At 40.0% G+C, this 24,686-nt stretch carries 22 protein-coding genes; 9 read left to right on the forward strand and 13 right to left on the reverse strand.

Going from position 1 to position 24,686, the window contains the following annotated elements; translation table 11 throughout:
• Positions 1 to 8 precede the first annotated feature (8 nt).
• From AWN68_RS12060 to AWN68_RS12070, 3 genes are all read left to right on the forward strand, one after another.
• The gene (locus AWN68_RS12060; protein ID WP_068415873.1) at positions 9 to 1,226 is read left to right on the forward strand and encodes a type IV pili methyl-accepting chemotaxis transducer N-terminal domain-containing protein; all 1,218 of its coding nucleotides are present in this window, start codon (positions 9 to 11) and stop codon (positions 1,224 to 1,226) included.
• A gap of 117 nt (positions 1,227 to 1,343) precedes the next feature.
• On the forward strand, positions 1,344 to 2,939 hold the full coding sequence (locus tag AWN68_RS12065) for a M1 family metallopeptidase (RefSeq protein ID WP_068415876.1): 1,596 nt from the start codon (positions 1,344 to 1,346) through the stop codon (positions 2,937 to 2,939).
• A gap of 66 nt (positions 2,940 to 3,005) precedes the next feature.
• Positions 3,006 to 3,215, forward strand: coding sequence for an alkylphosphonate utilization protein (locus AWN68_RS12070; RefSeq protein ID WP_068415879.1), 210 nt, complete (start codon positions 3,006 to 3,008; stop codon positions 3,213 to 3,215).
• 9 nt (positions 3,216 to 3,224) lie between these two features.
• Here the strand turns inward: AWN68_RS12070 and AWN68_RS12075 are convergent, their stop codons facing one another.
• From AWN68_RS12075 to porX, 4 genes are all read right to left on the reverse strand, one after another.
• Entirely contained in the window at positions 3,225 to 3,677 is a 453-nt protein-coding gene (locus AWN68_RS12075) for a GreA/GreB family elongation factor (RefSeq protein ID WP_245658003.1), read from the reverse strand.
• Positions 3,678 to 3,802: 125 nt separating this feature from the next.
• Positions 3,803 to 5,029, reverse strand: a complete 1,227-nt coding sequence (locus tag AWN68_RS12080; RefSeq protein WP_068415882.1) for an alanine dehydrogenase — start codon at positions 5,027 to 5,029, stop codon at positions 3,803 to 3,805.
• Entirely contained in the window at positions 5,022 to 5,456 is a 435-nt protein-coding gene (tsaE, locus tag AWN68_RS12085) for a tRNA (adenosine(37)-N6)-threonylcarbamoyltransferase complex ATPase subunit type 1 TsaE (RefSeq protein WP_068415885.1), read from the reverse strand. The genes AWN68_RS12080 and tsaE overlap by 8 nt, the downstream gene beginning before the upstream one ends.
• A complete protein-coding gene (porX, locus tag AWN68_RS12090) occupies positions 5,456 to 7,021 on the reverse strand; it encodes a T9SS response regulator signal transducer PorX (protein ID WP_068415888.1) in 1,566 nt (521 codons plus the stop codon). Before porX ends, tsaE begins: the two co-directional genes overlap by 1 nt.
• 50 nt (positions 7,022 to 7,071) lie before the next feature.
• Between porX and AWN68_RS12095 the strand changes: the two genes are divergently transcribed.
• The 6 genes from AWN68_RS12095 (at position 7,072) to AWN68_RS12120 (ending at position 12,697) form a co-directional block, all read left to right on the forward strand.
• Entirely contained in the window at positions 7,072 to 8,301 is a 1,230-nt protein-coding gene (locus AWN68_RS12095; RefSeq protein WP_068415891.1) for an HD domain-containing protein, read from the forward strand.
• A 17-nt stretch (positions 8,302 to 8,318) separates the two neighbouring features.
• The gene (gene lpxD / locus AWN68_RS12100) at positions 8,319 to 9,338 is read left to right on the forward strand and encodes a UDP-3-O-(3-hydroxymyristoyl)glucosamine N-acyltransferase (RefSeq protein WP_068415893.1); all 1,020 of its coding nucleotides are present in this window, start codon (positions 8,319 to 8,321) and stop codon (positions 9,336 to 9,338) included.
• 24 nt (positions 9,339 to 9,362) lie between these two features.
• Positions 9,363 to 10,751: a bifunctional UDP-3-O-[3-hydroxymyristoyl] N-acetylglucosamine deacetylase/3-hydroxyacyl-ACP dehydratase gene (locus AWN68_RS12105; protein WP_068415896.1), complete on the forward strand. Its 1,389-nt coding sequence runs from the start codon at positions 9,363 to 9,365 to the stop codon at positions 10,749 to 10,751.
• The gene (lpxA, locus tag AWN68_RS12110) at positions 10,748 to 11,530 is read left to right on the forward strand and encodes an acyl-ACP--UDP-N-acetylglucosamine O-acyltransferase (protein WP_068415899.1); all 783 of its coding nucleotides are present in this window, start codon (positions 10,748 to 10,750) and stop codon (positions 11,528 to 11,530) included. Before AWN68_RS12105 ends, lpxA begins: the two co-directional genes overlap by 4 nt.
• Position 11,531: 1 nt before the next feature.
• Positions 11,532 to 12,149 (forward strand): ABC transporter ATP-binding protein, encoded by a 618-nt coding sequence (locus AWN68_RS12115; RefSeq protein WP_068415903.1) that lies wholly within the window; start codon positions 11,532 to 11,534, stop codon positions 12,147 to 12,149.
• 62 nt (positions 12,150 to 12,211) lie between these two features.
• Positions 12,212 to 12,697, forward strand: a complete 486-nt coding sequence (locus AWN68_RS12120) for a hypothetical protein (protein ID WP_068415905.1) — start codon at positions 12,212 to 12,214, stop codon at positions 12,695 to 12,697.
• An 84-nt stretch (positions 12,698 to 12,781) separates the two neighbouring features.
• On the opposite strand, the gene AWN68_RS12125 is transcribed toward AWN68_RS12120, so the two are convergent.
• The 9 genes from AWN68_RS12125 to AWN68_RS12165 form a co-directional block, all read right to left on the reverse strand.
• Complete coding sequence (locus tag AWN68_RS12125) at positions 12,782 to 13,966, reverse strand: phosphoglycerate kinase (RefSeq protein ID WP_068415908.1); 1,185 nt, start codon at positions 13,964 to 13,966, stop codon at positions 12,782 to 12,784.
• A 15-nt stretch (positions 13,967 to 13,981) separates the two neighbouring features.
• On the reverse strand, positions 13,982 to 14,938 hold the full coding sequence (locus tag AWN68_RS12130; protein ID WP_068415911.1) for an L-threonylcarbamoyladenylate synthase: 957 nt from the start codon (positions 14,936 to 14,938) through the stop codon (positions 13,982 to 13,984).
• Positions 14,938 to 15,654, reverse strand: coding sequence for a tetratricopeptide repeat protein (locus AWN68_RS12135; RefSeq protein WP_068415914.1), 717 nt, complete (start codon positions 15,652 to 15,654; stop codon positions 14,938 to 14,940). Before AWN68_RS12135 ends, AWN68_RS12130 begins: the two co-directional genes overlap by 1 nt.
• A 51-nt stretch (positions 15,655 to 15,705) precedes the next feature.
• Entirely contained in the window at positions 15,706 to 18,546 is a 2,841-nt protein-coding gene (locus AWN68_RS12140) for a FlgD immunoglobulin-like domain containing protein (RefSeq protein ID WP_068415919.1), read from the reverse strand.
• Positions 18,547 to 18,602: 56 nt separating this feature from the next.
• Positions 18,603 to 19,157, reverse strand: coding sequence for an NUDIX hydrolase (locus tag AWN68_RS12145; RefSeq protein WP_084362850.1), 555 nt, complete (start codon positions 19,155 to 19,157; stop codon positions 18,603 to 18,605).
• The gene (locus tag AWN68_RS12150) at positions 19,147 to 19,515 is read right to left on the reverse strand and encodes a peptidase associated/transthyretin-like domain-containing protein (protein WP_068415924.1); all 369 of its coding nucleotides are present in this window, start codon (positions 19,513 to 19,515) and stop codon (positions 19,147 to 19,149) included. The genes AWN68_RS12145 and AWN68_RS12150 overlap by 11 nt, the downstream gene beginning before the upstream one ends.
• Before the next feature lie 10 nt (positions 19,516 to 19,525).
• On the reverse strand, positions 19,526 to 20,119 hold the full coding sequence (locus tag AWN68_RS12155; protein WP_068415926.1) for a hypothetical protein: 594 nt from the start codon (positions 20,117 to 20,119) through the stop codon (positions 19,526 to 19,528).
• 17 nt (positions 20,120 to 20,136) lie between these two features.
• Entirely contained in the window at positions 20,137 to 22,074 is a 1,938-nt protein-coding gene (locus AWN68_RS12160; RefSeq protein ID WP_068415929.1) for a RecQ family ATP-dependent DNA helicase, read from the reverse strand.
• Positions 22,075 to 22,194: 120 nt separating this feature from the next.
• A complete protein-coding gene (locus AWN68_RS12165; RefSeq protein ID WP_068415930.1) occupies positions 22,195 to 24,570 on the reverse strand; it encodes an ABC transporter permease in 2,376 nt (791 codons plus the stop codon).
• Between the last annotated feature and the right edge of the window lie 116 nt (positions 24,571 to 24,686).

A 24,686-nucleotide genomic window follows, 5' to 3' on the forward strand; every position in this document is an offset into this window, starting at 1 on the left:
AAATTTTAATGCAAAGGAAAAGGTACATTTTCGGAATTCTGTTGGCCATCGCTGTTATTGCCGTAAACCAAAGTTTCATTCAATACTGGTTACATAAAAAGAATCAAGACGCTCGAGTCCTCAACCTTTCCGGTCGCCAAAGGATGTTGAGTCAAAAGATCAATATAGAGTTTCATCAATTTGAAGAGGGACAAAGCACTCTTGATCAAGTAAAAAAACACAATGACGAGTGGCGACAAATTCATTATGCATTGTTAAATGGTGACGATGCGATCGAAATTGATGCAGTAGATGATGAGATGGCCAGAAACCTTTTAGCGCAGCTCAATGAGAATGTAGAATACATATCAAACCTGCTTGAACAAGTTTCTTACACCAGCGATATAGACGTTAATACCATTGATAAAAACCAAGAGGCATTTCTCGAAAAAATGGATTTGGTAGTAAAGAACCTAGAGCTTTCCTCTGACAGAAAACTTAGGTTTATTGTACTTGTAGAAATCATTCTGGCTGTTTTGTCTATCATCATCATTTCCCTCGAAGTCATCTACATTTATCTCCCTATTGAAAAACGCTTGTCCAAAACAGTTGAGCGCCTTTCTTCATCAGAGAATAAATTGGGGGCGATTATGAACAGTACAAATGACAGCCACATACTTATCGGCACTGACTTCCAGATTCTCTCCTTTAACAAAAAGGCTCAAGAGAACAGCCAATTACTTCTCCATAAAGATTTAAAAGAAGGCAATAAAATTTGGGAATACCTTATTGATATAGAAAAGGAGGTGTTTAAAAAAAATGCGGATATAGCGCTTTCAGGTCAAAGCGCATTTCATCAAATAGAAACCAATTTTAATAAAACCACTCAGTGGTTTGAAATCAGTTATTTACCTGCCTATGGAAAAGGAAATGAGCTTATTGGGGTTACATTTAGTTCTACCAATATAGATATACGCAAAGAAGCAGAACAGGAAATCAAAACACAAAATGAACGTTTAGCCGAACAGAACAGAAAACTAAAACAGATTGCATGGGAGCAGTCGCATGAAACAAGACGGCCATTGGCCAATATTCTGATCTTTCTCGATCTATTAAAGTCAGACAAAGAGGCTGATCAAGAAAGAAAGGATGAGTACTTGGAATATCTATCACAATCGGCACACCAATTAGATGAAATTGTAGAAAGAATCACCATTAGCGCATTAGACACCAAGAAGGAAAATTAGCTAATCTCTGTTTTAGAGGTAATCATATAATAAATATCTAATTAGCATATGGAATAAGTATTTTCGTCTAGGTTTTACTGCAATATTCTTTTACTAGATTCAACCAAATTTGACACTATGAAAAAGCACTTTTTTTTATTCGTCTTTGTACTTTCCACCAACCTTCTTATTGCCCAAAAACACCAAGAAAGGCTCAATGCAATTGATGTTCAGCACTACAGGTTTGAAATTCAATTGACGGATGAATCAGACAAGATCAACGGAATTGCTTTGGTGACTGTGAAATTCAAAAAAGATCTTCAGCAGTTCAGTTTAGACCTTGTTAAAACAAAGCCAAGCGGCAAAGGCATGAAAGTAATCGCTTTAATGGCCAACGATAAAAAAGCAACTTTTGAGCACTTAAAAAATAAATTAACTATCAATTATGAAGGTAAGGCGGGCCAAAGTCAAACTTTCACAATTGCTTATGAAGGAATCCCAGAAACTGGTCTTATCATTTCCAAAAACAAATATGGCGACCGCACTTTCTTCGGAGACAATTACCCCGACCGTGGTCAACATTGGTTACCAATTGTAGATCATCCTTCGGACAAGGCCACCGTGGAATGGGTTGTTACTGCACCGAGCCATTATCAGGTGGTGGGCAATGGACTTTTGGTAGAACGTACCAACATTAATGATAAAACCATGCTCACGCACTGGAAAACAGAAGTTGAGCTTCCGACCAAAGTAATGGTGATTGGTGTGGCGCGTTTTGCGATTCAGAACGTAGCGAACATTTATGGTGCTACAGTTTCTAGTTGGATTTACCCTCAAGACAGAGAAAAAGGCTTTTACGATTACGCTCCTGCAGCCCCAATTTTGGATTGGTTTATTAATCATGTGGGTGATTACCCTTTTTCGAAATTGGCCAATGTTCAATCTAAAACTCAGTTTGGAGGCATGGAGAATGCAGGCAATATCTTCTATTCTGAAAACTCCGTTACGGGTACTCGCAATGTAGAAGGTTTACTCGCACATGAAATTGCACACCAATGGTTTGGCAATTCGGCATCAGAAGGCAACTGGCACCACGCTTGGCTAAGCGAAGGCTTTGCCACCTATTTCACCATTCTTTATATGGAACAAAAGTACGGTAGAGCCAAAGCTTGGGAAACCGTTTTAGGAAACAGAAAACAGGTAATTGCTTTTAGCAAAAAGAACCGTGTGCCTATTGTAGATACTTCTGTAGAAAACTACATGGAGATTCTTAATGCCAATACTTACCAAAAAGGTGGTTGGGTGCTACATATGCTTAGAAAAGAAGTGGGTGATGAAATGTTTTGGGAAGCAATTCGCAAATACTATAACCAATACAAACTCTCGAATGCGCTCTCTGACGATTTGAAAGATGTATTTGAGTCTGTTTCTGGGAAAGATCTTGATGCTTTCTTCAACCAATGGGTGTACCAGGCGGGTCAACCAGAAATAGAAGCCACATGGAGTTATTCAAAAGGCCAATTGAATATGGGGCTGAACCAAACACAGAAAGAGAACTTCACTTTCGATTTAGAAATTGAATTAGTGTATGAAGACGGCAAAACAGAACGAAAGACTATCCTTGTCAATTCAAAAAATCAAAAATGGACACCGAAGCTAGAGAACAAACCTGTCAAGATAATTCTGGACCCAGATGCATGGTTACTGTTTGAAGCTACACTCATAGAAAAATAGAGTTTCATGAGCCCAAAAAGCGCATTTCAGTAAAACCCTTATCTTTGCGCCTTATTCAATAAAAAAATGGAAACGAAAGACAGCAACGGCAACATTCTTGAAGACGGTGATTCAGTTCACGTAACCAAAGATTTAAAAGTAAAGGGAATGAACACTACCTTGAAAAGAGGTAACTTAATTAAGAGCATTCGACTAACAGGCAGCCCTGATGAAGTGGAATGCCGAGTAGGTAAAAGCCAAATTGTTTTAAAAACAATGTTTTTGAAGAAGGCTTAATCCTAATTTTTAGAATACATCAAGGAGATTGATTTGCTTTCCACCGAACTCAAATGAATCTCCTTTCTTTTTGCCCAATATGGCCCTACCTATTGGTGAAGCTGGAGAAATAGCGAAATAGGCTTCCCCTTCCTCCATAATTTGCCCTAAAGAAACGGAAATAAAATATTTAGCGCTTGCGGTAATGGCCAAAGCGCCAAGCGCAACTTGCGCATTTTTCTTTTCAATATTGATTTGAGCCAACCCCATTTTCATTTTAGAAACTTCAGAAAGCTGGGTAGCTAGTTTTTCTTTTTCCAAGTGCATCATTGCACGACCTGTCTCATACTTATCGCCAGCACTGCTCTTGGTTTCTTCATTGGCCGAAGCCTGTGTATTGCGCATGGCATCTTCTATGTGAGCTACTCGCTCGTCAACGAGTTTCAAACAAGAAGCATAAAGTTTGACTTTGGTTTCCAACATTCATGCAAGGTGGTTCAAGAAAATCTTGGTTACAAATCGGAAACGTTAAATTCTCTATCAAAGGGCCTATTCCGAATATTATTATGAAACTATAAAAGATACGAGTATGGCAATTCTAAATCCGATTAAAACCGTGCTGCCAGCAAAAGACTTAAGTCCTTGAAAGGAAGATTAAACCTTCTGGCAATTCCTAAATTAGTTGTGCTGCCTTTATAAGCATAAACACCTTTGTTGAACCATCCATATTGATACATCATATCATCTATCCCACCTACTTCAGCAATTTTCAATAATACGGGGGTCAAAATATTACTCAAAGCAGTGGTAGCTGAACGCGCTGCTCGTGAAGCGATATTTGGAACACAATAATGAATCACATCATATTTCGTGAAGGTAGGTTTATCATGGCTTGTGCACTCAGAGGTTTCAATGCAGCCTCCTTGGTCAATAGATACATCGATGATTATTGCTCCAGATTTCATTTGAGCTACCATTTCTTCTGTCACCACACAACGGGCTCTGCCTTTTTCTGCACGCAGGGCTCCGATTACTACATCTGCCGATTTTAGAGATTGCGCCAATGTTGCCGAATCGATCGTAGAGGTAAATACTTGACTTCCGAGTTTATGCTTGATTCTTCGGAGCTTATAGAGTTCATTGTCAAAAATTCGGACTTCAGCACCTAAACCCAAGGCCGCTCTGGCCGAATATTCGCCCACGGTGCCCGCACCTAGAATAATAACCCTACTGGGCGGAACGCCCGTTATTCCTCCCAAAACAACTCCTTTGCCTCCGCTTACAGTGCTCATTAATTCAGAGGCGATGGGAATGGCCATGCTACCCGCCAGTTCGCTCATGGCATTCACAATTGGAAGTCCGCCTACTTTGTCCTCTAGCATTTCATAGCCAATTGCAGTGATTTTCTTTCTATTCAACGCTTCAAAATATTCAGCAGAAGAGCTCCCCAATTGCAAGGCAGAAAAAATGGTTGAACCAGGCTTCATCAAAGCAATTTCCTCTAAAGTAGGAGGCTCAACTTTTACAATAATATTAGCTTCAAAGGCTTCTTTGTTGGAGTATATGATTTTTGCGCCTTGTTCGCTGAATTCGTTATCTAGAAAAAATGTCTTTTTTCCAGCCCCTTGTTCCACTAAAATCTCTTGACCATTGTTCACTAAGATACCAGTGGCCGCTGGTGTAAGTCCAATTCGACTTTCTTGATAAGAAACTTCGTTCGGAATAGAAATATTAAGTGACTTACTCCCAGACTTCACTTTCATCAACTTTTCTTGGGGGTAAAGGCTACTCTCCTTGGCCAATTCAGCAAACCCCGATTTCTTACCCTCAGTCATGTTTAGTCAGTTTAATTACTCTCGAATCATCTTCCAATGCCTCAATAAATATCTTCATATATTCATCAGGAATCAATTCACTAATTTTTTCAGGCCATTCAATCAAACACAAATTACCGGAATCGAAGTATTCTTCAATACCAATATTGACCAGTTCCACAATGTCTTCAATTCTATAAAAATCAAAATGATAAATAGTTCTTCCCTCATCCGTCAGATACTCATTTACCAATGAGAAAGTTGGGCTCTGAACCAAATCCACCACACCCAATTCGCTACAAATTGCTTTTGAAAGTGTAGTTTTACCTGCCCCCATTTGGCCCATAAGCAGCCAAATATTGTACTCCTTACCAAAGGCCGTTATTTGTTGGGCAACTATCCTCAAGTCGTTTAGCCCTTTTGATTCCAAGTGCAACTCAGTATTCATTATGCCCTTTTCGAATTTAGCGAAATAAAAGGAATTATCATTTCGTCCATGGAAATGCCACCATGCTGAAACGTATCCTTATAGTACTTCACATAGTGATTATAATTGTTTGGATACGCGAAAAACAGATCTTCAGTAGCAAAAGCATAAGAAGTAGAAACATTCGGACGTGGTAAGTGAATTTTCTCTGGATCACGTACCGTATAAATAGCCTGGTGGTCTTTATAGCCCAAATTCTTCCCATGCTTATACCTTAAGTTGGTGTTCACTGTTTTATCGCCAGCAATTTTAAATGCCTTTTTCACACGATATGTACCATGATCTGTGGTAATCATAACCCGCAAACCTTTGTCGCTGATCATTTTTAGTAGATCGAACAAAGGCGAATGAAGAAACCATGATTTAGTTAATGAACGATAGGCCGATTCGTCTGCCGCCAATTCGCGAATCATTCGCATATCAGTTCGGGCATGAGATAGCATGTCTACAAAATTGTAAACCACCACATTCAAATCATTCTGAAGCAGATTATTGAATTGGTCGTTCAATTGTTTCCCCTGAGAAGAATGAATAATTTTATTATAACTCGTTTTAATATTGAGTCTTAATCTTTGAATCTGTCGCTTTAAGAACTCCTCTTCATTGTTGTTCTTTCCTTCGTCATCTTCATCGTTATCACTCACCCATAAGTCGCTCTCCTTTTTCGACATTTCCAAAGGCATTTGCCCAGAAAAAATAGAATTTCTGGCGTAAGCGGTAGTTGTTGGCAAAATTGAATAGTAAGCCGACTCTTCTAGTATATTAAAGTAGTCTGTCAGCTCACCTTCAATGGTTTTCCATTGGTCGTAACGCAGGTTATCGATTACAATCAGAAACAGAGGCTTATCCTTGACTTCAGGAAATACCTTCGTTTTAAGTAAATTATTAGAAAGCAACGGACGATCAATATTGGGATCGTTCAACCAGTCTTCATAATTATCAATTACGAACTGAGCAAAGTTACTATTGGCCTCAATCTTCTGCATATCCAGAATTTCGGCCATGCTTTTGTTTTCAGTTTTATCAATCTCTAGTTCCCAATACACCAGTTTCTTATGGATTTCCACCCACTCCTTATGATCCATATACTCATTATAGGCCATACTGATGTTTCGAAACTCTTGCTGATATTCAATATTGGTGCGCTCCGTCACCAACCTTTTATTATCAAGAATCTTCTTTACAGAAAGTAAAATCTGACTTGGATTCAATGGCTTGATCAAGTAATCAGCAATATGAGAACCAATGGCTTCTTCCATAATGCTCTCTTCTTCACTTTTAGTAATCATTACCACAGGTAAAGAAGGCCGCTTACTTTTGATGTATTTCAAGGTTTCAAGGCCCGTCATACCTGGCATATTTTCATCTAAGAAAACCACGTCAAACTGCTGATTTTCAACCGCATCAATAGCATCGGCACCACTCGCTACCGGAGTGATATCGTAACCTCTATCTGTAAGGAACAAGATATGAGGTTTAAGCAGGTCTATCTCATCGTCTGCCCATAAAATATTATATCTTTGCATAGCTTCGCTTTAGCAACAAGCCCGAATTTAAAGGAATTAACGCACAAACATTGAACAAAAAAAAGATAATCAATGATCCGGTTTACGGATTTATCACAATCAGAAGCGAACTGATTTTCGACATCATCGATCACCCCTATTTTCAGCGGCTTAGACGAATCAAACAACTGGGCCTAACAGACCTGATTTACCCAGGTGCCCACCATACCCGATTTCATCATGCTTTAGGTGCTAAACACCTGATGGGTGCTACTTTAGAAAACCTTAGAAATAAAGGAGTCGAAATTTCTGATGAAGAATTTGAAGGCGCACTAATTGCCATCCTCTTGCACGACATTGGTCATGGCCCTTTTTCTCATGCACTAGAATTTAGTTTATTAGAAGGCGTGCCGCATGAGCAAATTTCTAGGATGATCATTTCTAAACTGAATAAAGAATTCAATGGTCAATTAGATCTTGCGTTTGAAATCTTCAATGGTACCTACTCCAAGAAATTTCTTTCAGAACTCGTTTCTAGTCAGCTCGACATTGATAGACTGGATTACCTCAAAAGAGACAGCTTCTTCACTGGTGTTTCAGAAGGAACCATTGGCGCTGACAGAATTATCAAGATGCTTGATGTACATGAAGGCAGGTTGGTGGTTGAAGAAAAAGGAATTTATAGCATAGAGAATTTCTTGAGTGCCAGAAGATTAATGTACTGGCAAGTGTATTTGCACAAGACGAGCGTGAGTGCAGAAAAAATGCTCATTGCTATCATTAAGCGAGCAAGAAAGCTTGCTAAAAAGGAGAAGCAACCCTTTTACACGCCAGCCTTAGGTGTTTTCCTGAAAGAACAAGTTGGAATTGAACGCTTCGCCACCGAACCTGCCATTTTAGAAGCCTTTCTACATCTGGATGATTATGATGTTTGGGGAGCAATTAAAGTTTGGGTAAATCATGAAGACCCCATTCTATCAAGATTATGTAGGATGTTGCTCGATAGAAACCTCTTCCGGATTGTCATTTCAAATGAACCACCTTCTAAAGAAGAAATTAAGGCTGACGAATCCAAAATTGCTAAAGCTTATCAGCTTGATGCCAAAGATGTCAAGTATTACTTTTCTCATGGTCAATTGTCGAATAGCGCCTATATGGCCTCCGACAAAGAAATCCTGATTCTTTCCAAGTCAGGTCAAGTACGAGGAGTAACTGAAGCCGCTGATTTACCAAACATCAAAGCCATGAGTAAAATCGTACGTAAATATTATCGATGCTGGCCAAAAGACATATCTTTGTGACACTCAAAATTTTATGAATGGAAATATCAGTACAGCAAGTTGCGCAACTTCTTGAAGGAAAGGTAGATGGAGACGGAAGTCTCATGGTCAGTCGACTAGAGAAAATTGAAGAAGCTACCGCTGGAAGTATTGCCTTTCTGGCCAACCCAAAGTATACAGAATACATCTATACGACCAATGCCAGTGCAATAATCGTAAAGGAAGATTTAGAGTTAAAGCAAGAAATTAGTGCCGCTCTGATACGCGTTGCTGATCCCTATTCAAGTTTTTCTAAGCTTTTGGAAGAATACCAAAAACTAACCCAAATACAGAAGTCGGGAATCGAACAACCTTCTTTTCAAAGTATCACAAGCCAAATTGAAGACAATGTATACCTTGGCGCTTTCTCTTATTTGGGTGAAAATGTTAAAATTGGTAAGGGCTCAAAAATATATCCCAATTGCGTAATTGGTGACAATGTAACCATTGGCGAAAACACTATTTTACATGCTGGAGTGAAGGTATATGCCGATTGTAAAATTGGTGATCACTGCAAAATTCATTCTGGCGTAGTGATTGGCAGCGAAGGTTTTGGTTACGCACCTCAACCCGATGGCACATTTAAAGCCATCCCTCAAACCGGCAATGTGGTCATCCAAAACAACGTAGATATTGGTGCAAATACGGTTGTGGACTGTGCTACTATGGGGTCTACTATCATTAGAGATGGGGCCAAAATAGACAACTTGGTTCAAATTGCCCATAACGTAGAAATAGGAAAGAATACCGCCATAGCATCGCAAGCAGGAATTTCAGGTAGTGCTAAAATTGGAGAAAATGTAATGATTGGAGGTCAAGCTGGCATTACTGGTCATTTAACAATTGCGGATAAAGTAATTATTGGGCCGCAATCTGGTGTACCAAAAACCATTGAAAATCAAGGAATTTACACTGGAACTCCAATTATGGACCATAGAGAGTTCCTTAAGGCCAGCATCGCCCTAAGAAAACTTCCAGAGTTATTAAGAAGAGTCAGCCAACTCGAAAAAAAGGGTTAAATTTGTCGAATTTTTGAGGAGAAAATGAAGAACAAACAACATACGATCAAAAGACCGGTAACGGTATCAGGCGTAGGTTTACATACTGGGGTGATTTCAAATATGACCTTTAACCCCGCCCCTGCTAATCACGGAATTAAGTTTCAGAGGATAGACCTAGAAACCCGTCCAATTGTTGATGCAGATGTAGATTACGTGGTGGATCTTTCAAGAGGAACTACCATTGAGCATAATGGTGCTAGAATAAATACGGTTGAACACACACTGGCTGCCCTAGTCGGTTTAGAAATAGACAACGTGCTTATTCAGTTGGATGGCCCTGAACCTCCTATCATGGATGGTAGCTCTAGAATGTTTATTGATGCCCTTGAAACTGTAGGCTTCGAAGAGCAAAACGCACTTCGAAACTTCTATGAAGTGACAGAAAGCATTCGTTATAAAGACCCAGAAAGAGATGTAGAAATTGCAGCCTTACCGCTAGATGATTTTCGTGTAACGGTAATGGTGGACTATAATTCACCTGTATTGGGTAGTCAACATGCATCACTGAACCATATCAGTGATTTCAAAAAAGAAATCTCTTCGAGTAGAACATTCTGCTTCCTACATGAGTTAGAAATGCTACACAAAAACAACCTAATTAAAGGAGGCGATTTGAACAACGCCATTGTGGTGGTAGATCGTGTGGTTAAAGAAGATGAACTGGATTATTTAGCTGCCCTTTTTAACAAGCCAAAAGTTGAAGTTAGACAAGAAGGTATTCTGAACAACGTTGAGCTTAGACATAAGAACGAACCTGCCAGACATAAACTATTAGATGTTGTGGGTGATTTAGCACTAATAGGAAGGCCCTTAAAAGCTCAAATTTTAGCAGCAAGACCAGGCCACGCAGCCAATGTAGCTTTTGCTAAAAAAGTTAAAAAAGAAATGCAACTGGCGAAAAATTCGGCTCCTCAATACGACCCAAAAATAGATCCGGTAATGGACATTAACCAGATCATGCAGATTCTACCTCACCGTTACCCATTCCTTTTGATTGACAAAATCATTCATTTGGATGATACGATGGTGGCAGGAATTAAAAACGTAACCATGAATGAACATTTCTTCTTAGGGCATTTCCCTGGCAACCCTGTAATGCCTGGAGTATTGCAAATTGAAGCTATGGCGCAAATCGGTGGGATTTTGGTACTCAACACTGTACCCGATCCAGAAAACTACACTCCTTACTTCCTTGGAATCGACAAATGTAAATTCAGAAAGATGGTAGTTCCAGGAGATACGCTTAAATTTAAATGTGAGCTAACGGCCCCTATCAAAAGAGGGATTGCTCAAATGAACGGTACAGCTTACGTAGGTAACACCTTGGTTTGCGAAGCCGCTATGACCGCTAGAATTGTTAAGAATCAATGAACCAGCCTTTAGCATATATTCACCCAGAAGCCAAAATTGCCTCAAATGTGGTGATCGAGCCTTTTGTTACGATAAGTAAAAATGTCACCATTGATGAAGGCAGTTGGATAGGCCCCAATGTCACCATTATGGAAGGGGCAAGAATTGGCAAGAATGTCAAAATCTTCCCTGGAGCGGTTATTTCAGCAGTTCCTCAAGACTTAAAGTTTGGCGGAGAAGAAACTACCCTTGAAATAGGTGACAACACTGTCATTCGAGAGTGTGTCACACTGAACAGGGGCACGCACGCCACCAACAAAACATCGATTGGTAAAGATTGCTTAGTGATGGCTTACACCCATGTAGCCCACGATTGCCATATTGGCGACAATTGTATTCTTGTTAATGCCGTTCAACTCGCTGGCCATGTGACTATTGAAGATTGGGCTATCATTGGAGGTGCCGCTGCAGTTCATCAGTTTGTAAAAATTGGAGCACACACTATGGTTTCTGGTGGCTCTTTGGTCAGAAAAGATGTACCTCCTTATACAAAAGCAGGACGTGAACCCCTTAGTTATGCGGGCATCAATTCTGTTGGTCTGAGACGAAGAGGCTTTGCAAACGAAAAAATAGCCGAAATTCAAGAATTGTATCGTTACATATTCCTAAAAGGACTAAACAACTCTAAAGCATTAGACCTTCTGGAGCTTGAAATGCCGCCTTCAAGAGAAAGGGATGAGATCATCAATTTCTTTAGAAATTCAGATAGAGGAGTTATGAAAGGCTATACGGCCAGATAAAATGAGGGTTGAGGTTGAAAACCTAGGGAAAAAATACGCGAAGGAATGGGTATTCAGGGAGCTGAATATGGAATTCAATTCTCAATTTTCCTATGCTATTACTGGCCCAAATGGTAGCGGTAAGTCGACCTTACTTCAAATGCTTACAGGCGTATTCTTACCAACAGAGGGGACAGTATCCTATTTCCAAGGAGATAAAACCATTCTAGAGGAAAATTTCTATAAACATTTAGATATTGTCACTCCGTATTTAGAGTTGATCGAAGAGTTTACTTTGGATGAATTTTTAAAGTTTCACTTCAAATTCAAACAATTATCAGAGGGCGTTTCAATAGATGACTTCATTCAACATGTCTATTTAGAAAAAGACAGAGACAAGCAGCTTCAGAACTTTTCATCGGGTATGAAGCAAAGACTAAAGCTTGGACTGTCATTTTATTCGCAAAGCCCCATCTGTTTTTTAGATGAGCCTACTTCGAATTTAGATGAGCAAGGCACTGCTTGGTATCTAACCCATGTAAAAAAAGCGCTAGATAAAAAACTGGTCATTATCAGTTCAAACCAAAAACACGAATATGATTTCTGTGACAAGATCGTTAGCATTCCCGATTTTAAATAAACTTGAGAAAGGATTGAATTCCCCCATTTTATAATTATTATTGGTTTTACAATTAAAGAATTATGATTAGAATCAAACATTTCTCATTCCTGTTGATCGCAATCTTTACTCTTACCCTATCTTCATGCGGTGGTGGTGGTGGTGGCGGTGACGATACTCCAGTACTTACTGCTGAGGAACAAAGGCTTTTAGATTTAGTAGGAACCACTGGTGTTACTTATGCGGCCAGTTCCATCACATTTAATGGAGCAGCGGCCACTGGATTTGATAATTATACCCTAACCTTAAGAGGAACTGCCTCCAGTAAAACTTATTCTACAACCGATGGAGACCCTGTTTTTAAGGCTACAGGGTCATGGGCATTCAATGGCACTAACATCAATCAAATTTTAATTGATGGAAACTCAAGTAACACATTTGCTATATCTGCATTTAATGCAAGTGCTGGTACATTTACTTTAACTGTCAATTTTGTAGCCAGTGGAGGAGTAGCCGCAGGGACAGCCAGCACCAATGGCACTTACGTTTTCAACTTGGTAAAACAATAAGAAACATATTTCAACAATGGCAATAAAAAAGCGCCATTTTAGAAATTCTAAAATGACGCTTTTTTATATTCAACTCATCAGACACTATCCTAATGCCACAACCCCAGGAAGCTCTTTGCCTTCCATATATTCAAGCAAAGCTCCACCACCAGTAGAAACATAAGAGACATCACTTCCGTAGCCTAGCTGGTTCACCGCAGCCGCAGAATCACCTCCACCAATCAATGAGAAAGCCCCATTCTTTGTGGCTTCAACAATGGCTTCGGCTACAGCTTTGGTACCGTTAGCAAAGTTCTCCATTTCAAAAACGCCCATTGGTCCATTCCAAAGTATAGTTTTGGAGTCTCTTACCGTACGAGAAAACACCTCCGCTGCTTGAGGTCCAATATCCAATCCCATCCAGCCAGAAGGAATCGCATTGTTCATGCAGATGTCAGTATTGGCATCATTGCTAAATGCATCTGCAATTACAGAATCAATAGGAAGCATAAGATCAACTCCCAGTGATTTAGCTTTTTTAATCAGCTCTAAAGCCAGAGGTAATTTATCCTCTTCTACCAAAGAGTTACCAATATCCCCACCCATTGCTTTAAAAAAGGTATAAGACATTCCACCACCAATAATAAGGTGATCTACCTTTTCCAGCAACTTTTCAATGATCATGATTTTATCAGAAATTTTAGCCCCTCCCATAATGGCAGTGTATGGTTTTTCTGATTTGTCTAATACTTTTTGTGCATTCTCAAGCTCTGCTTGCATCACATAGCCACAACCTTTTTCATTAAAAAATTGAGCAATAATAGAAGTAGATGCATGCGCCCTATGGGCTGTTCCGAACGCATCATTGATATACACATCGCCATGTCCAGCCAATGACTTCGCGAAGTCTACATCCCCTTTAGTTTCATCTGCGTAGAACCTTAAGTTCTCGAGTAAAAGAATCTCACCACTTTTTAAATTGGCTGATAGAGATTTGGCTTGTTCTCCAACACAATCATCTCCAAACAACACTTTTCTATCAAATACTTGGCTCAAGTGAGGCACCAAGTGCTGTAAAGAAAATCTATCTTCTGGTCCAGTTTTCGGTCTACCCAAATGCGACATTAATACTACCGCTCCTCCATTGTCCAATACATATTGAATGGTTGGAATGGCAGCCCTGATTCGGGTATCGTCAGTAATTTCGAATTTATCGTTTAGCGGAACGTTGAAATCCACTCTGATTAATGCTCGCTTTCCTTTAAAGTCAAAGTCGGTAATGTTCTTCATATTTTTTGTTCTTTTCTATTTTGCTGTTGCCCTTCTTAATCTATCATTAATGGCTCTTCCTAACCCCATTTCTGGCACAAAACTAATTACAATCGTATGGATATTTGGGTTCTGATCTAACGCCCGTAAGCTTCCAAATAAGTTTTTAGCCGCGTCACTCAAATTTTCACTTTCAGATAATATCATCTGATTTTCAAGCTTAAAACGAAGATCTGGTTTATTGAAACCTAAAAATCCAAAAGCCGATAAATCGTTAACCTCTGAATCAAGGTCATCTATTGCTAGTATTTTCTTTTTTGGAGCATAATGGCTTTTCAGCATCCCAGGAGCTTGAGGTTGAGAAGAAGAATGTGAATTGACTTCAACTTTACCAATCACCTCTTCAATTTCTTCAATTGAGATTCCGCCCAAACGGAGAACTTTCGGCAGCTTATTTTCAAAGCTCACAATGGTAGATTCCACTCCAACGCCACACTCTCCACCGTCTAATATATACTCAATTTTATCTCCCAGTTGCTGGTGTACATGCTGTGCAGAAGTTGGGCTGATGTAGCCAAAAGGATTGGCACTAGGAGCTGCCAAAGGGAAATCTAGTCTTTTCAATAATTCTCTAGTGAGTTCGTGGCGCGGCATTCGAACCGCAACTGTTTCAAGCCCAGCGGTTACTAAATCAGAAATTAAAGCTTTCTTTTTCAACAGAATTGTCAATGGCCCAGGCCAAAACATCTTCGTAAGCTGAATCGCCTTTTCAGGCAATTCTTCGGTGAACTCACTCAGTCTGTCAAAACTATCCACATGAACAATCAGAGGATCGAAAGTCGGTCTGTTCTTGGTCTTAAAAATCTTTGCAACGGCATCAACATTAAAGGCATTCCCCGCCAAACCATAAACGGTTTCGGTAGGAATAGCCACTAGATTTCCTTGTTCTAGAATGGCTTTTGCAAGCTCAATATCGACACCAATATTAGCCACTATTGCATGCAGTTTTGGCTAATCGCTTCTGTCGCTCCATCAAAGTTTAATGATTGAGCAGATTTTAAATAGCTACAACCGTCTGTTCTATTTTCAAGCGCCAACTCGGCAAGGCCTAACCAATAATAAGCTTCGCCATATTCTGGATTTAAATCGATTGCTTTCTTAAAATCAAAAATGGCATCATCGGAATTATTAATCCTAAGTTCAGCTTTCCCTTTATTCAGATAAACTAGTGGATTATTTGCCTCAAACCTTAATGCAAATTCAAAATCAAAAAGGGCACGATCAAACTCTCCGTATTTGAAAAGAATAGCACCGCGGTTTATATACAAGTCAGCAACATTTGGCTGAAGTAAAATTGCTCTGTCTAAATCGAGCATTGCACCTTGGTCGTCAGAAAGCAAACGCCTTGTATTCGATCTGTTATAGTAAGCTCTATAATCCGTGCTATCAATTCTAATGGCCTGAGTAAAAGAGGTGACCGACTCGTCCAATTGACCAATTCGCAGTAGGGCTACTCCTTTGGCATTTAAAGCAACATAATTATTACTGTTCTTTTCAAGCGCTTTATTAAACGACTTGATGGCTTCGGCATAAGATTCTTGCCCCATTAGATTCCTTCCTTCTTCCACCAGCTGCTCTTCGCTTTTACCGCAAGAAGACAATATCAGTAAAAAAGACAAACAAAAAGTTCCCTTAAGTATAGATTTCATATCTGTGATTTAGGTGGCAAAGATACAAACCACAATTGTTTCTAAAAGGAATTACTCTCTAGTATAAATTACCTTTTGAACTTTAATTTCGCCTCGGTACTCAACGCGAATAATATAGACCCCAGGTGGAACTGGGCTATTTTTAACATCCGTTCCATTCCAAAAAATTTCATTTTCACCCTGAAAACCAAGCCCCAAGGCAATTGTCTTAACTAATTTTCCATCAGAGTTATAAACTCTCGCTCTTACCACATCAGTTTCAGGCAATGTGTAGTTAATGGCTATATTGTTTGTAAATGGATTAGGGAAGGCATTCTCCACCACTAAACCACTACCACTTTGTATCACAGGCTCTGGTACTACGCCTGAAATTTGACTTTGATACAACCCATTTCCGTGAGTTGCCACTACTATCTTTCCATCCGACCTGCGATAATCAAGCATGTTCACTGGTACACTTCCAATGGATTGAGCTCCCTCTTGAATCCAAATTGTGTTCTCCTCATTAATCACTGTACTACGAAAAAGACCAACACTAGTGGCTAAATAGTACTCTGTAAACCCATCTGCTTTAGGCACAATCTCTGCCCAACGTACAGATGGACCTCCTCCCATTGCGCCAGGACTTTCTTCTAAATTTCCAGAAATACCTTCAAAGGTTGTTCCGCCATCTGTTGATCTGAAAACACTTTTTATCTGGTAATTAGAGAATACGACCATGATTTCATTTGCATTGGTTGGATTTACAGCAATGGAATTCACATAGCCACCAGGAGTGAAAATATCTGAGGTGATCTCAGTTACTGTGTATCCATCGGAATGCGCAAAATCCATTCTGAATACCTGACCTTCAGAGGTTCCATAATAAAGGATGTTCTCTTGGTCAGAGGACGTTTCGAGTGCCGAAATGGACCCAGAGGTAATTTCCGTTTTCTCTAGCTTTTCCCAGTTCACATCGGTCTTTGTCTGTAAGCCCGAAGGTATTTGGCTTAAGTTCCTATTTCTCCATAGGAAATCACCTCCAGCGTAAAACATCCTATTTCCATTATTATGGTCTAGTACATATGGATTAATGAAAAGAATGGGTTGTGAAGGATCCGCTCCGGCTCCTGATGGATCAACTCGAGCAAAGGAAGAAAGTGTGAAATTACGATTCAGTGTAAGGCGGTAAACCTGCCCATTTTGAAATGAGGTATAATAGTTAATTCCAAATCTTGTAGAAGCGGTAAAGCCACCGTCTCCTCCAATTAAACTCACACCATTATTGCCAGTACCAATCGTAGAAAGAATACTACCGTTGTCTTGTAGACCACCAAAAGCAAAGTTATCAGCCGGAGATTGACTCATATTTATAGTATAATATTGAGTGGTGATGTAGCCGTTATTCAGCGATTCATAGACCACGGGACTGGCCAAATTATTAGAGGTCCTAAAAATCCCCCCATCGTTTACTGAAATCATCACATTTGGATTTGAAGGCAAAAAAACCAAATCATGCTGATCAGGATGATGATTAGGATAGCTACTATTCCCCTCCACATCTGGGTTATACCCTCCTATCCATTTTACATTTCCCTTAGTAGCAAAGCCATCTGTCGATCTGTATATATTCGTTCCTCCAACAAATACTGTGTTTTCATCAGCAGGATGAACTCTTACAAATAAATCGTAGGAACTTTGGGAATCAAATGATTCAATTTCTTCATCCGTTCCATCGGGTAAATTACCCGACCTATCCTCTTTGGCACCAGTGACATTATTATACTTGATTAACTTGTGTCCTTGACCTGTATCAGAAAGGAAGTAAACGATATTTGGGTTGCTCAAAGAAGCTCCTATTTCGGTTCGTCTATACGGCAGTCCAGTGTGAGCAATAAATCTTGTCCAATTCACACCGTCATCCGATTTATAGATTCCTGCAAGTTGAGAAAAAGCATTAGCCGTGTTGGTAGAACGGCTCAGTGTGGCATAAAAAACACCATTGTTAGCTCTATATACTTCAGTATAAAAAATAGCCGGTACATTATTAAGGTCAACATTATTCCCCACTTCGTATAGGGAGTTCCCTAGAACAGTCCCCCATGTTTGACCACCATCGGCCGAACGAACTACTCCACCGTAAATGGCCGCTATAATTTCGTCATTAGCACTATTAGGGTTCAGAGTGATGTCCCAAACGTACATAAAGGGAGAGTTAAATTTTTCTGGATTATTTACTTGGGTTGAAGCCAATGGTTCCCAAGTGAGTCCCCCATCGGTAGATTTATAGATCCCATCTCCCCGAAACGGAGCACCAGGGGAGCGTGTTGAATTTCCAACCAATTCGCCAGTGCCATAATACCAAACATTCTCCTTCCCTGGTCGAGTATCTTGAACGATACAAGTCACACTATGAAGTTCTTCGGGGTCAGTCGTTTTTGTCCAGCTCTGCCCCCCGTTGGTAGAGCGCCATACACCACCAGACACGCCAGCAGCTAGAATTATATTCTCATTGGTAACGTCTATGGCTACCGCCCTTGTTCTTCCTCCCACATTGTTTGGCCCTAAGGAATTCCAAGTCAGTAAACTGGGGTTATTTTGCGCATTTACCCCTGCGGCACTCATTTTCAATCGGTTCAGATTGGCATTAAGTTTCAATTCTTGAATGAACTCACTCTCCATTTCGCGAATGTTAACCGGAATTTCATCCGTTGACGGGTTGGCCAACATTTGATGAATATATTCACTTCTCTGCTGTACATTTTCTCTTGAAAAGAATTCAGCTCTAGCCGTAGGAGCCTCAACAACTGTCTCTTTATCCTTTGACTTAGGATTAAACACAAACACCAAGGCCACAAAGGACCAGAGCATAAAAAGACTCAGAAATAAAGTGGATTTTTGGTTAAACTTCATCAAAGATAAATATAGGGTACTCAAGCAATTTTATTGCACCCGAGCAATACTTTCAGCTAAATAAGTTGCTTTGTTTTTACATACATTCGGAGTAACGATGGCTCATGACTTATCTTTTCTTTCAGGTTACTGAAATGAATCCACTTGAGGTCATTTGATTCGTGATTCAATTGTGGAACTGCTCGTTCGGGTGCCACGAGTAAAAATCGAACATCATAATGTTCATGTTTAGGCACTTCTTTTCTTTCGGGAATGGTGTGAATATCCAAGTCGAAAATTTTTGTTGAAGCAAAGACGAAACCCGAAATCCCAGTCTCTTCTTCCGCTTCCTTTACAGCAACAGCCCTTACGTCTTCATCCCCATCGGCATGTCCTCCTGGCTGAAGCCACATGTCTAGTTTGGCATGATGGAGTAATAACACAGCATCTCTTTTGTAATTCAAAATCCAAGCAGAAGCCGTTATATGCCCCATCAATAGAGACCTTTCAAAGCAGTTATCATAATTACTAAGCAGGCTTTCAAACCTAGGTTTGAAAGCCTGCTCTTCTTTATACTCCGATTGGTACGTTTTAATTTCTGTAAGAAGCACTTCTCTCAAATTACACCCCATCTGATATTACAATATTGACTTTGTTCAACTTCTTTTTTTCAAGCTTACTTACAATTTCTCCTCCACCAGCATTATCCATATCTCCCTTTCTCACAATCACATAGTATGGAATGGCATCCAGTTTCTTGAAGGTCACTTGTCCCTTATTATTACTTAGTTGAGCTTCCTGAACTGCATTTCTTTCAGCATTATAATCTGCCTTAGCCCTATAGATTGTGACTTCAGCGCCTTCCACTACGTTGCCAAGTTCATTTAAGACTGTAATTTTTAATTTAGTGTTGAAAATTTGATCTGGTTGTTCTAAAGTGGTAAAGAAGCTTCCAAAAATCAATGTTAGGGTAATCAGTACAGATTTCATACTCTCTTAATTATAGGTTTCGGTCAAACAATTTTTCAATAAATACCTCAAAAGGTAAGGCTTCGGAATATAAACGATCTTGATAGATATTGGCCATCAATTTTATATAACTGGGCTTTCGATCGATCATAACGTATTCGATCAGAATATTGCCGTAAAGTTGATTGGTTTTATTTTCTTCCAATTCCAATCCCCGCGGTTTCAAGTACCATTTCTCAATCACCTCCTCAAAAGACTCTCGATCAATGATTCTGCGGTCGTTTTGCGCCAACCTATATTCGAACTCAAGTGTTTTCTCTTTCAAATAATCGAACAAATTTCTAAACTCATCACACGATATTTCATTGCCATAAGTAACCGCAAAACCATTAGAATACTTGGTTTCCAGCAAGTGGACATTGAGTTTGGTTACGATACCTTTCTTTTTCAGATGGTAGGCATTATAGATTTCCGTCAGTAATTCAGTCTGTTTATTGCTCCCCAGCCATAATTGAAAGCTCTCTGACTCTCTATTGGTTCTTTCCAATGTTTCATGGATTAACTCTGCTGGGCCTTCGTCCTTTCCTTTAAATATTTTGTTATATATGTCGTCAAAAAAACTCATAATCAACTTTAATGCATTTACGGATTATCCTTCTTTCCCTTTTCCAGCTTACCAAACTCATCAAATTTCAACACACCATGATCGACCAGTTCAGCCACAAGCATAGTCAAAACATTCTTGTTTTCTGGTGCTATTGCATTCACCAAATCATTAACATCAAAATCAGTAGACTGGCCCAATAAGGAGAATATTTGTACCTCATATTTAGCTCTCAACTTTAGTTCTTCAGCCTTTCTCTTATTCTGAACACAATTGTCGCAGACCAAACAAGGATCATAATTTACCTCACCAAAATACTCAAGCAACTGTTGCGTTCGGCAGCGTTCTTCATTGTGTAAATAAGCAATGACCGATTCCATTTTAGCCGTGATCAACTTGCGCCTGCTTTCAATTTGGTGGTTATCAATCGGCAATTTGTCGGCTGGGTATTTCGGCATCATAAACGATAACTGAGGCTGATCCTTTTGAGGAATATATTCCAACACTTCTCGCTCATGCAGATGCTTCAGCATTTTTCGGCAGGCATCCACGGTAAGCCCTAAATTGGCTGCTAGGTTATTTTCTTGAATGATAATCAAATTATTGTAAGCCTCCCCTCCATAGAGCCTAAGAATTGCCTTGATCAATGGATCAAATTGAGCATTAGCAATCTGAAATTCATACATCTGCTTTTGGTTCAACCCAAACATCAATCGCGAGGGCTGATAGAACGATTCACTCAATAAGATTGCTCCTTGAGACTCCAATACTTTAATGCCGTTGAAAATCTCCATTGGGTGTCGATCGAAGTTTTTTGAGAAGGTTTGAAAATCGAAATCGAAGCTATCTTGCGGGTGGCTGCCATTGGCCAACTGATAATAGTTACCCAACATTTGATATACCTCCCTTATCAATTTCACTTCTGGCAATGAATTCTTCGTCTTCTTTCGTAGTTCTTCGATGTCCTTCTGGTGGCAAATCATTACCGCAAAGGCCTTTTTCTCGTCACGCCCTGCCCTACCCGCTTCTTGATAATATCCTTCTAGATTCCCTGGCAAATCCATATGAATCACCACCCGAACATCCGGTTTGTCAATACCCATTCCAAAAGCGTTGGTAGAAACAATCACTTGCGTGCGGTTGTGGATCCAGTTTTCCTGCTTTAGGCTTCGTTCTTCGTGGGTTAGACCAGCATGATAAAAATCAGCACTGATGTGGCTTCTTTGAAGCATTAAAGCCAATTCTTTGGCGTGTCTTCGGGTGCTTACATACACCACCGCAGATCCTCGAACTCGATTTAGTACTTCTAAAAGCTTTCTTTCCTTATGCTCTTCGAAACGAACTGAATAAGAAAGGTTTGCCCTGGCAAAACTCTTGGTGAATACCTTCTTATTTCGGAACTCAAGCCTTTCTTGAATATCCACTTTCACCTTTTCAGTTGCGGTTGCAGTCAATGCCATAATTGGCGTTTCAGGCAACAGCTCTCTTATGGTAGCAATTTCTAAGTAAGCAGGGCGGAAATCATAGCCCCATTGCGAAATACAATGCGCTTCATCTACGGCAATTAAGTTAACCCCTCGTGTGTCGCGAACAATCTTAATTCGTTCTTGAAAAAGCTCTGTTTTTAACCTTTCAGGCGAAACATAGAGGAACTTGATGTCGGCATTGACGCAGTTGTCTAGTGCGAAATCGATCTCGCGTTTGGACATTCCTGCATGAAGGGATTCAGCAGAAATACCACGCTTTTTCAACTGATAGACCTGATCCTTCATCAGAGCGATCAAGGGCGAAACAACCACGCAAAGCCCTTCATTTACCAATGCGGGAATCTGAAAGCAGATTGATTTTCCTCCACCCGTAGGTAACAAAGCAAGCACATCATTACCTTCCAGCGAAGCATTGATAATATCTTCCTGCAAAGGCCTAAAGGCATTATAGCCCCAGTATTTTTTTAGAATGTTTAGCCCTTGGTTCATTAAGAGTGAAGGTAAAGATTAATTCAAACTGTCAACTGCAAAGAACAGCAGTTTTGCGTTGGAGTTCATCAAAACTTCAAAAAAAGCATTTTAAGGGCTAAACATTAAGCTTACGGCTCCTTATTCGGAGCGTAAGGCGGTAACAGGGTTTTTGGTAGCCGCATTGATGGTTTGAATACCAATGGTTAGTATGGCAACCAAAAATGTACATAAAAGGGCTAGCGCGAAAACCACAACCCCAATATCAGTTTTATAGGCAAAGTCATTTAACCAGCCTTCCAACACCCAAAAAGCCAAAGGAACAGAAACCACAAAAGCGATAAGCACCAACAGGGCAAAACTTTTTGTGAGTTCTTTTACAATGCTCGAAACGGAAGCGCCCAATACCTTTCGAATTCCAATTTCTTTGGTGCGTTGTGTGGTGATAAGCGAAGAAAGCCCCAATAAGCCTAACGATGCAATGATTATGGCCACGATAGAAAAGGCGCCAATTGCATCAGTTAATCGATCTTCATTTTCATAAAGTTGCGCAAATTGATCATCGAGAAAATAGTAATCAAAAGGCACGGAAGGAAGTACCCTTGCCCATTCCATTTCGGCCAATTTCAGAGCATCTTGTGCCCTGCCCGACTGAATTCTGGCCACCGTAAAACCGTGAATTGCATTTTCTGGTTGGCGATAAAAATGAATAATGGGCGCCACTTCATTGGCCAATGATTCGAAATTATAATCCTTAACCACCCCAATTACCTTCATTTTCCTACTTCCGAAGTTCAAGTATTTTCCATCAATTCCTTCCCAACCGAAAGCATCAAAAGCAGACTGGTTTACAATGGCAGCATTCGATTGATCGTCTTCACTATTGGTTAAGAAATTTCGCCCCTGCGTAAACTCCATCTTCAAATTCGGGAAGAAATCATGATCTACATAAGTATAACGCATGCGTAAACGCTGTTCAGGCGTAAAACCATCGGGCACCACAAAAGTAAAACGGCCAGGGAAATTTCCAGGAACAGAAGCGGAAGCACTTAACGAGACAATGGCTGAATTCTGACTTAGGTTATTCCGCATGGAAGCTAATCCGTTTTGGCCTTCTTCCTCCCCAGGGAAATCCCTTTGATTGATAGGCAACACCAGCAAGTCAGCTTTATCAAAAGCCATATCTTGGTTTTTCATGAACTTAACCTGCTTGTTCAGTACCAAAGTGCCTACGATTAATAAAATCGAAAACATGAATTGCACCACTACCAAAGTGTTCCGAACAGCTTGGCTCATTTTACTCGATTTGAGCACTTTACCTTTTAAAGAATCTACACTTTTGAGGGAAGAAATATACAAAGCAGGGTAGAGTCCAGCACCAATTCCAATCAACAAACCCAAGCCCACTAGCCCCAAAAGAAGCTCTATGTTTTTAGCAAAGCCGAGGCTTAACTCTACATTATACATACTATTGAATTGAGGGAGCAATAGCAACGCCAAGCCAAAACCAATGATCAAAGAAAGAAATGAAATGCTCAAAGATTCAACCATGTACTGCATGACCATTTCTCGCCTTAAGGCTCCGAGCACCTTTCTTACCCCTGCTTCTCTGGCCCTGTCCATGGAACGAGCAGTGGCCAAATTCATAAAGTTGATGGAGGCGATCACCACGATCACCAAAGCGACTACCAACAAAATATAAGCATACCTACGGTTACCATTCAGTTGGTCATATAAATCTAAAAGGTTGACCAATTTGAAGTCTGTGGTTTCAGCAGTTTGCTCATCCCAGATTTTCGCAATGAACGGCTCAAAGCGTTGTTCCAAAGCTTGAACATCAGTGTCCTTTTGAAGTAGCAGGTAGGTTTCTAAAAATGAGGAACCCCAATTCCCCACCACACCTTCATATTCAGGATCGCTCTGGATTGGCAATAATACATTGGGTTGTAATCGACTATTATAAGGTGGCTCTGCCAATACACCCGAAACGATGTAATCTTGTCCTAAACTAGCAATAGAAACCATTTTCCCCATTGGGTTTTCATTAGGAAAAAGCCGTTGACCTACTTCTTCTGAAATCACAATGGAGTTTAAGTTTTCAAACACCTTGTCCCGATTGCCAGCCTTGAGTTCAAAATTGAAAATGGAAAGGAAAGTGTCATCAGTTAGAATTGCAGGTTCATTGAAACGTTTCTCACCGACTTGTAGCCAAAGGGAGTTTTCCGCCACCCTCACTCCGTCAATTACTTCAGAGTATTCATCTTTGAGAGCGTCCAAAGTGGGCACCCAAGTGTCATAAGTATCTTGTGTTCCTGTGGGAGTAATACGCTGTTTATAGAGCAAATAAGTCTGATCGGCTTGCGTGTGCATTTTATCATAACTCAGTTCGCCTTGGGCATAAAGCAAAATGAGAATGGCGGCAGTAATGCCGACCGATAAACCGAAAATATTGATGAATGAGTAACCTTTGTGGCGCATGATATTTCTCATGGCAACCTTTGCATAATTTTTCAACATGACCCTTTGAGTTTAAACCGATAGAAATGTAAGCGATAACTTATACTCCTAAAAGTTGGACAACATCAACTGTTTTATGGTTACACTCAACGGTTATAATTCTGTACTCAATTGAT

Origin of the sequence: Roseivirga echinicomitans (assembly GCF_001592935.1) — a bacterium.
GTDB lineage: Bacteria > Bacteroidota > Bacteroidia > Cytophagales > Cyclobacteriaceae > Roseivirga > Roseivirga echinicomitans.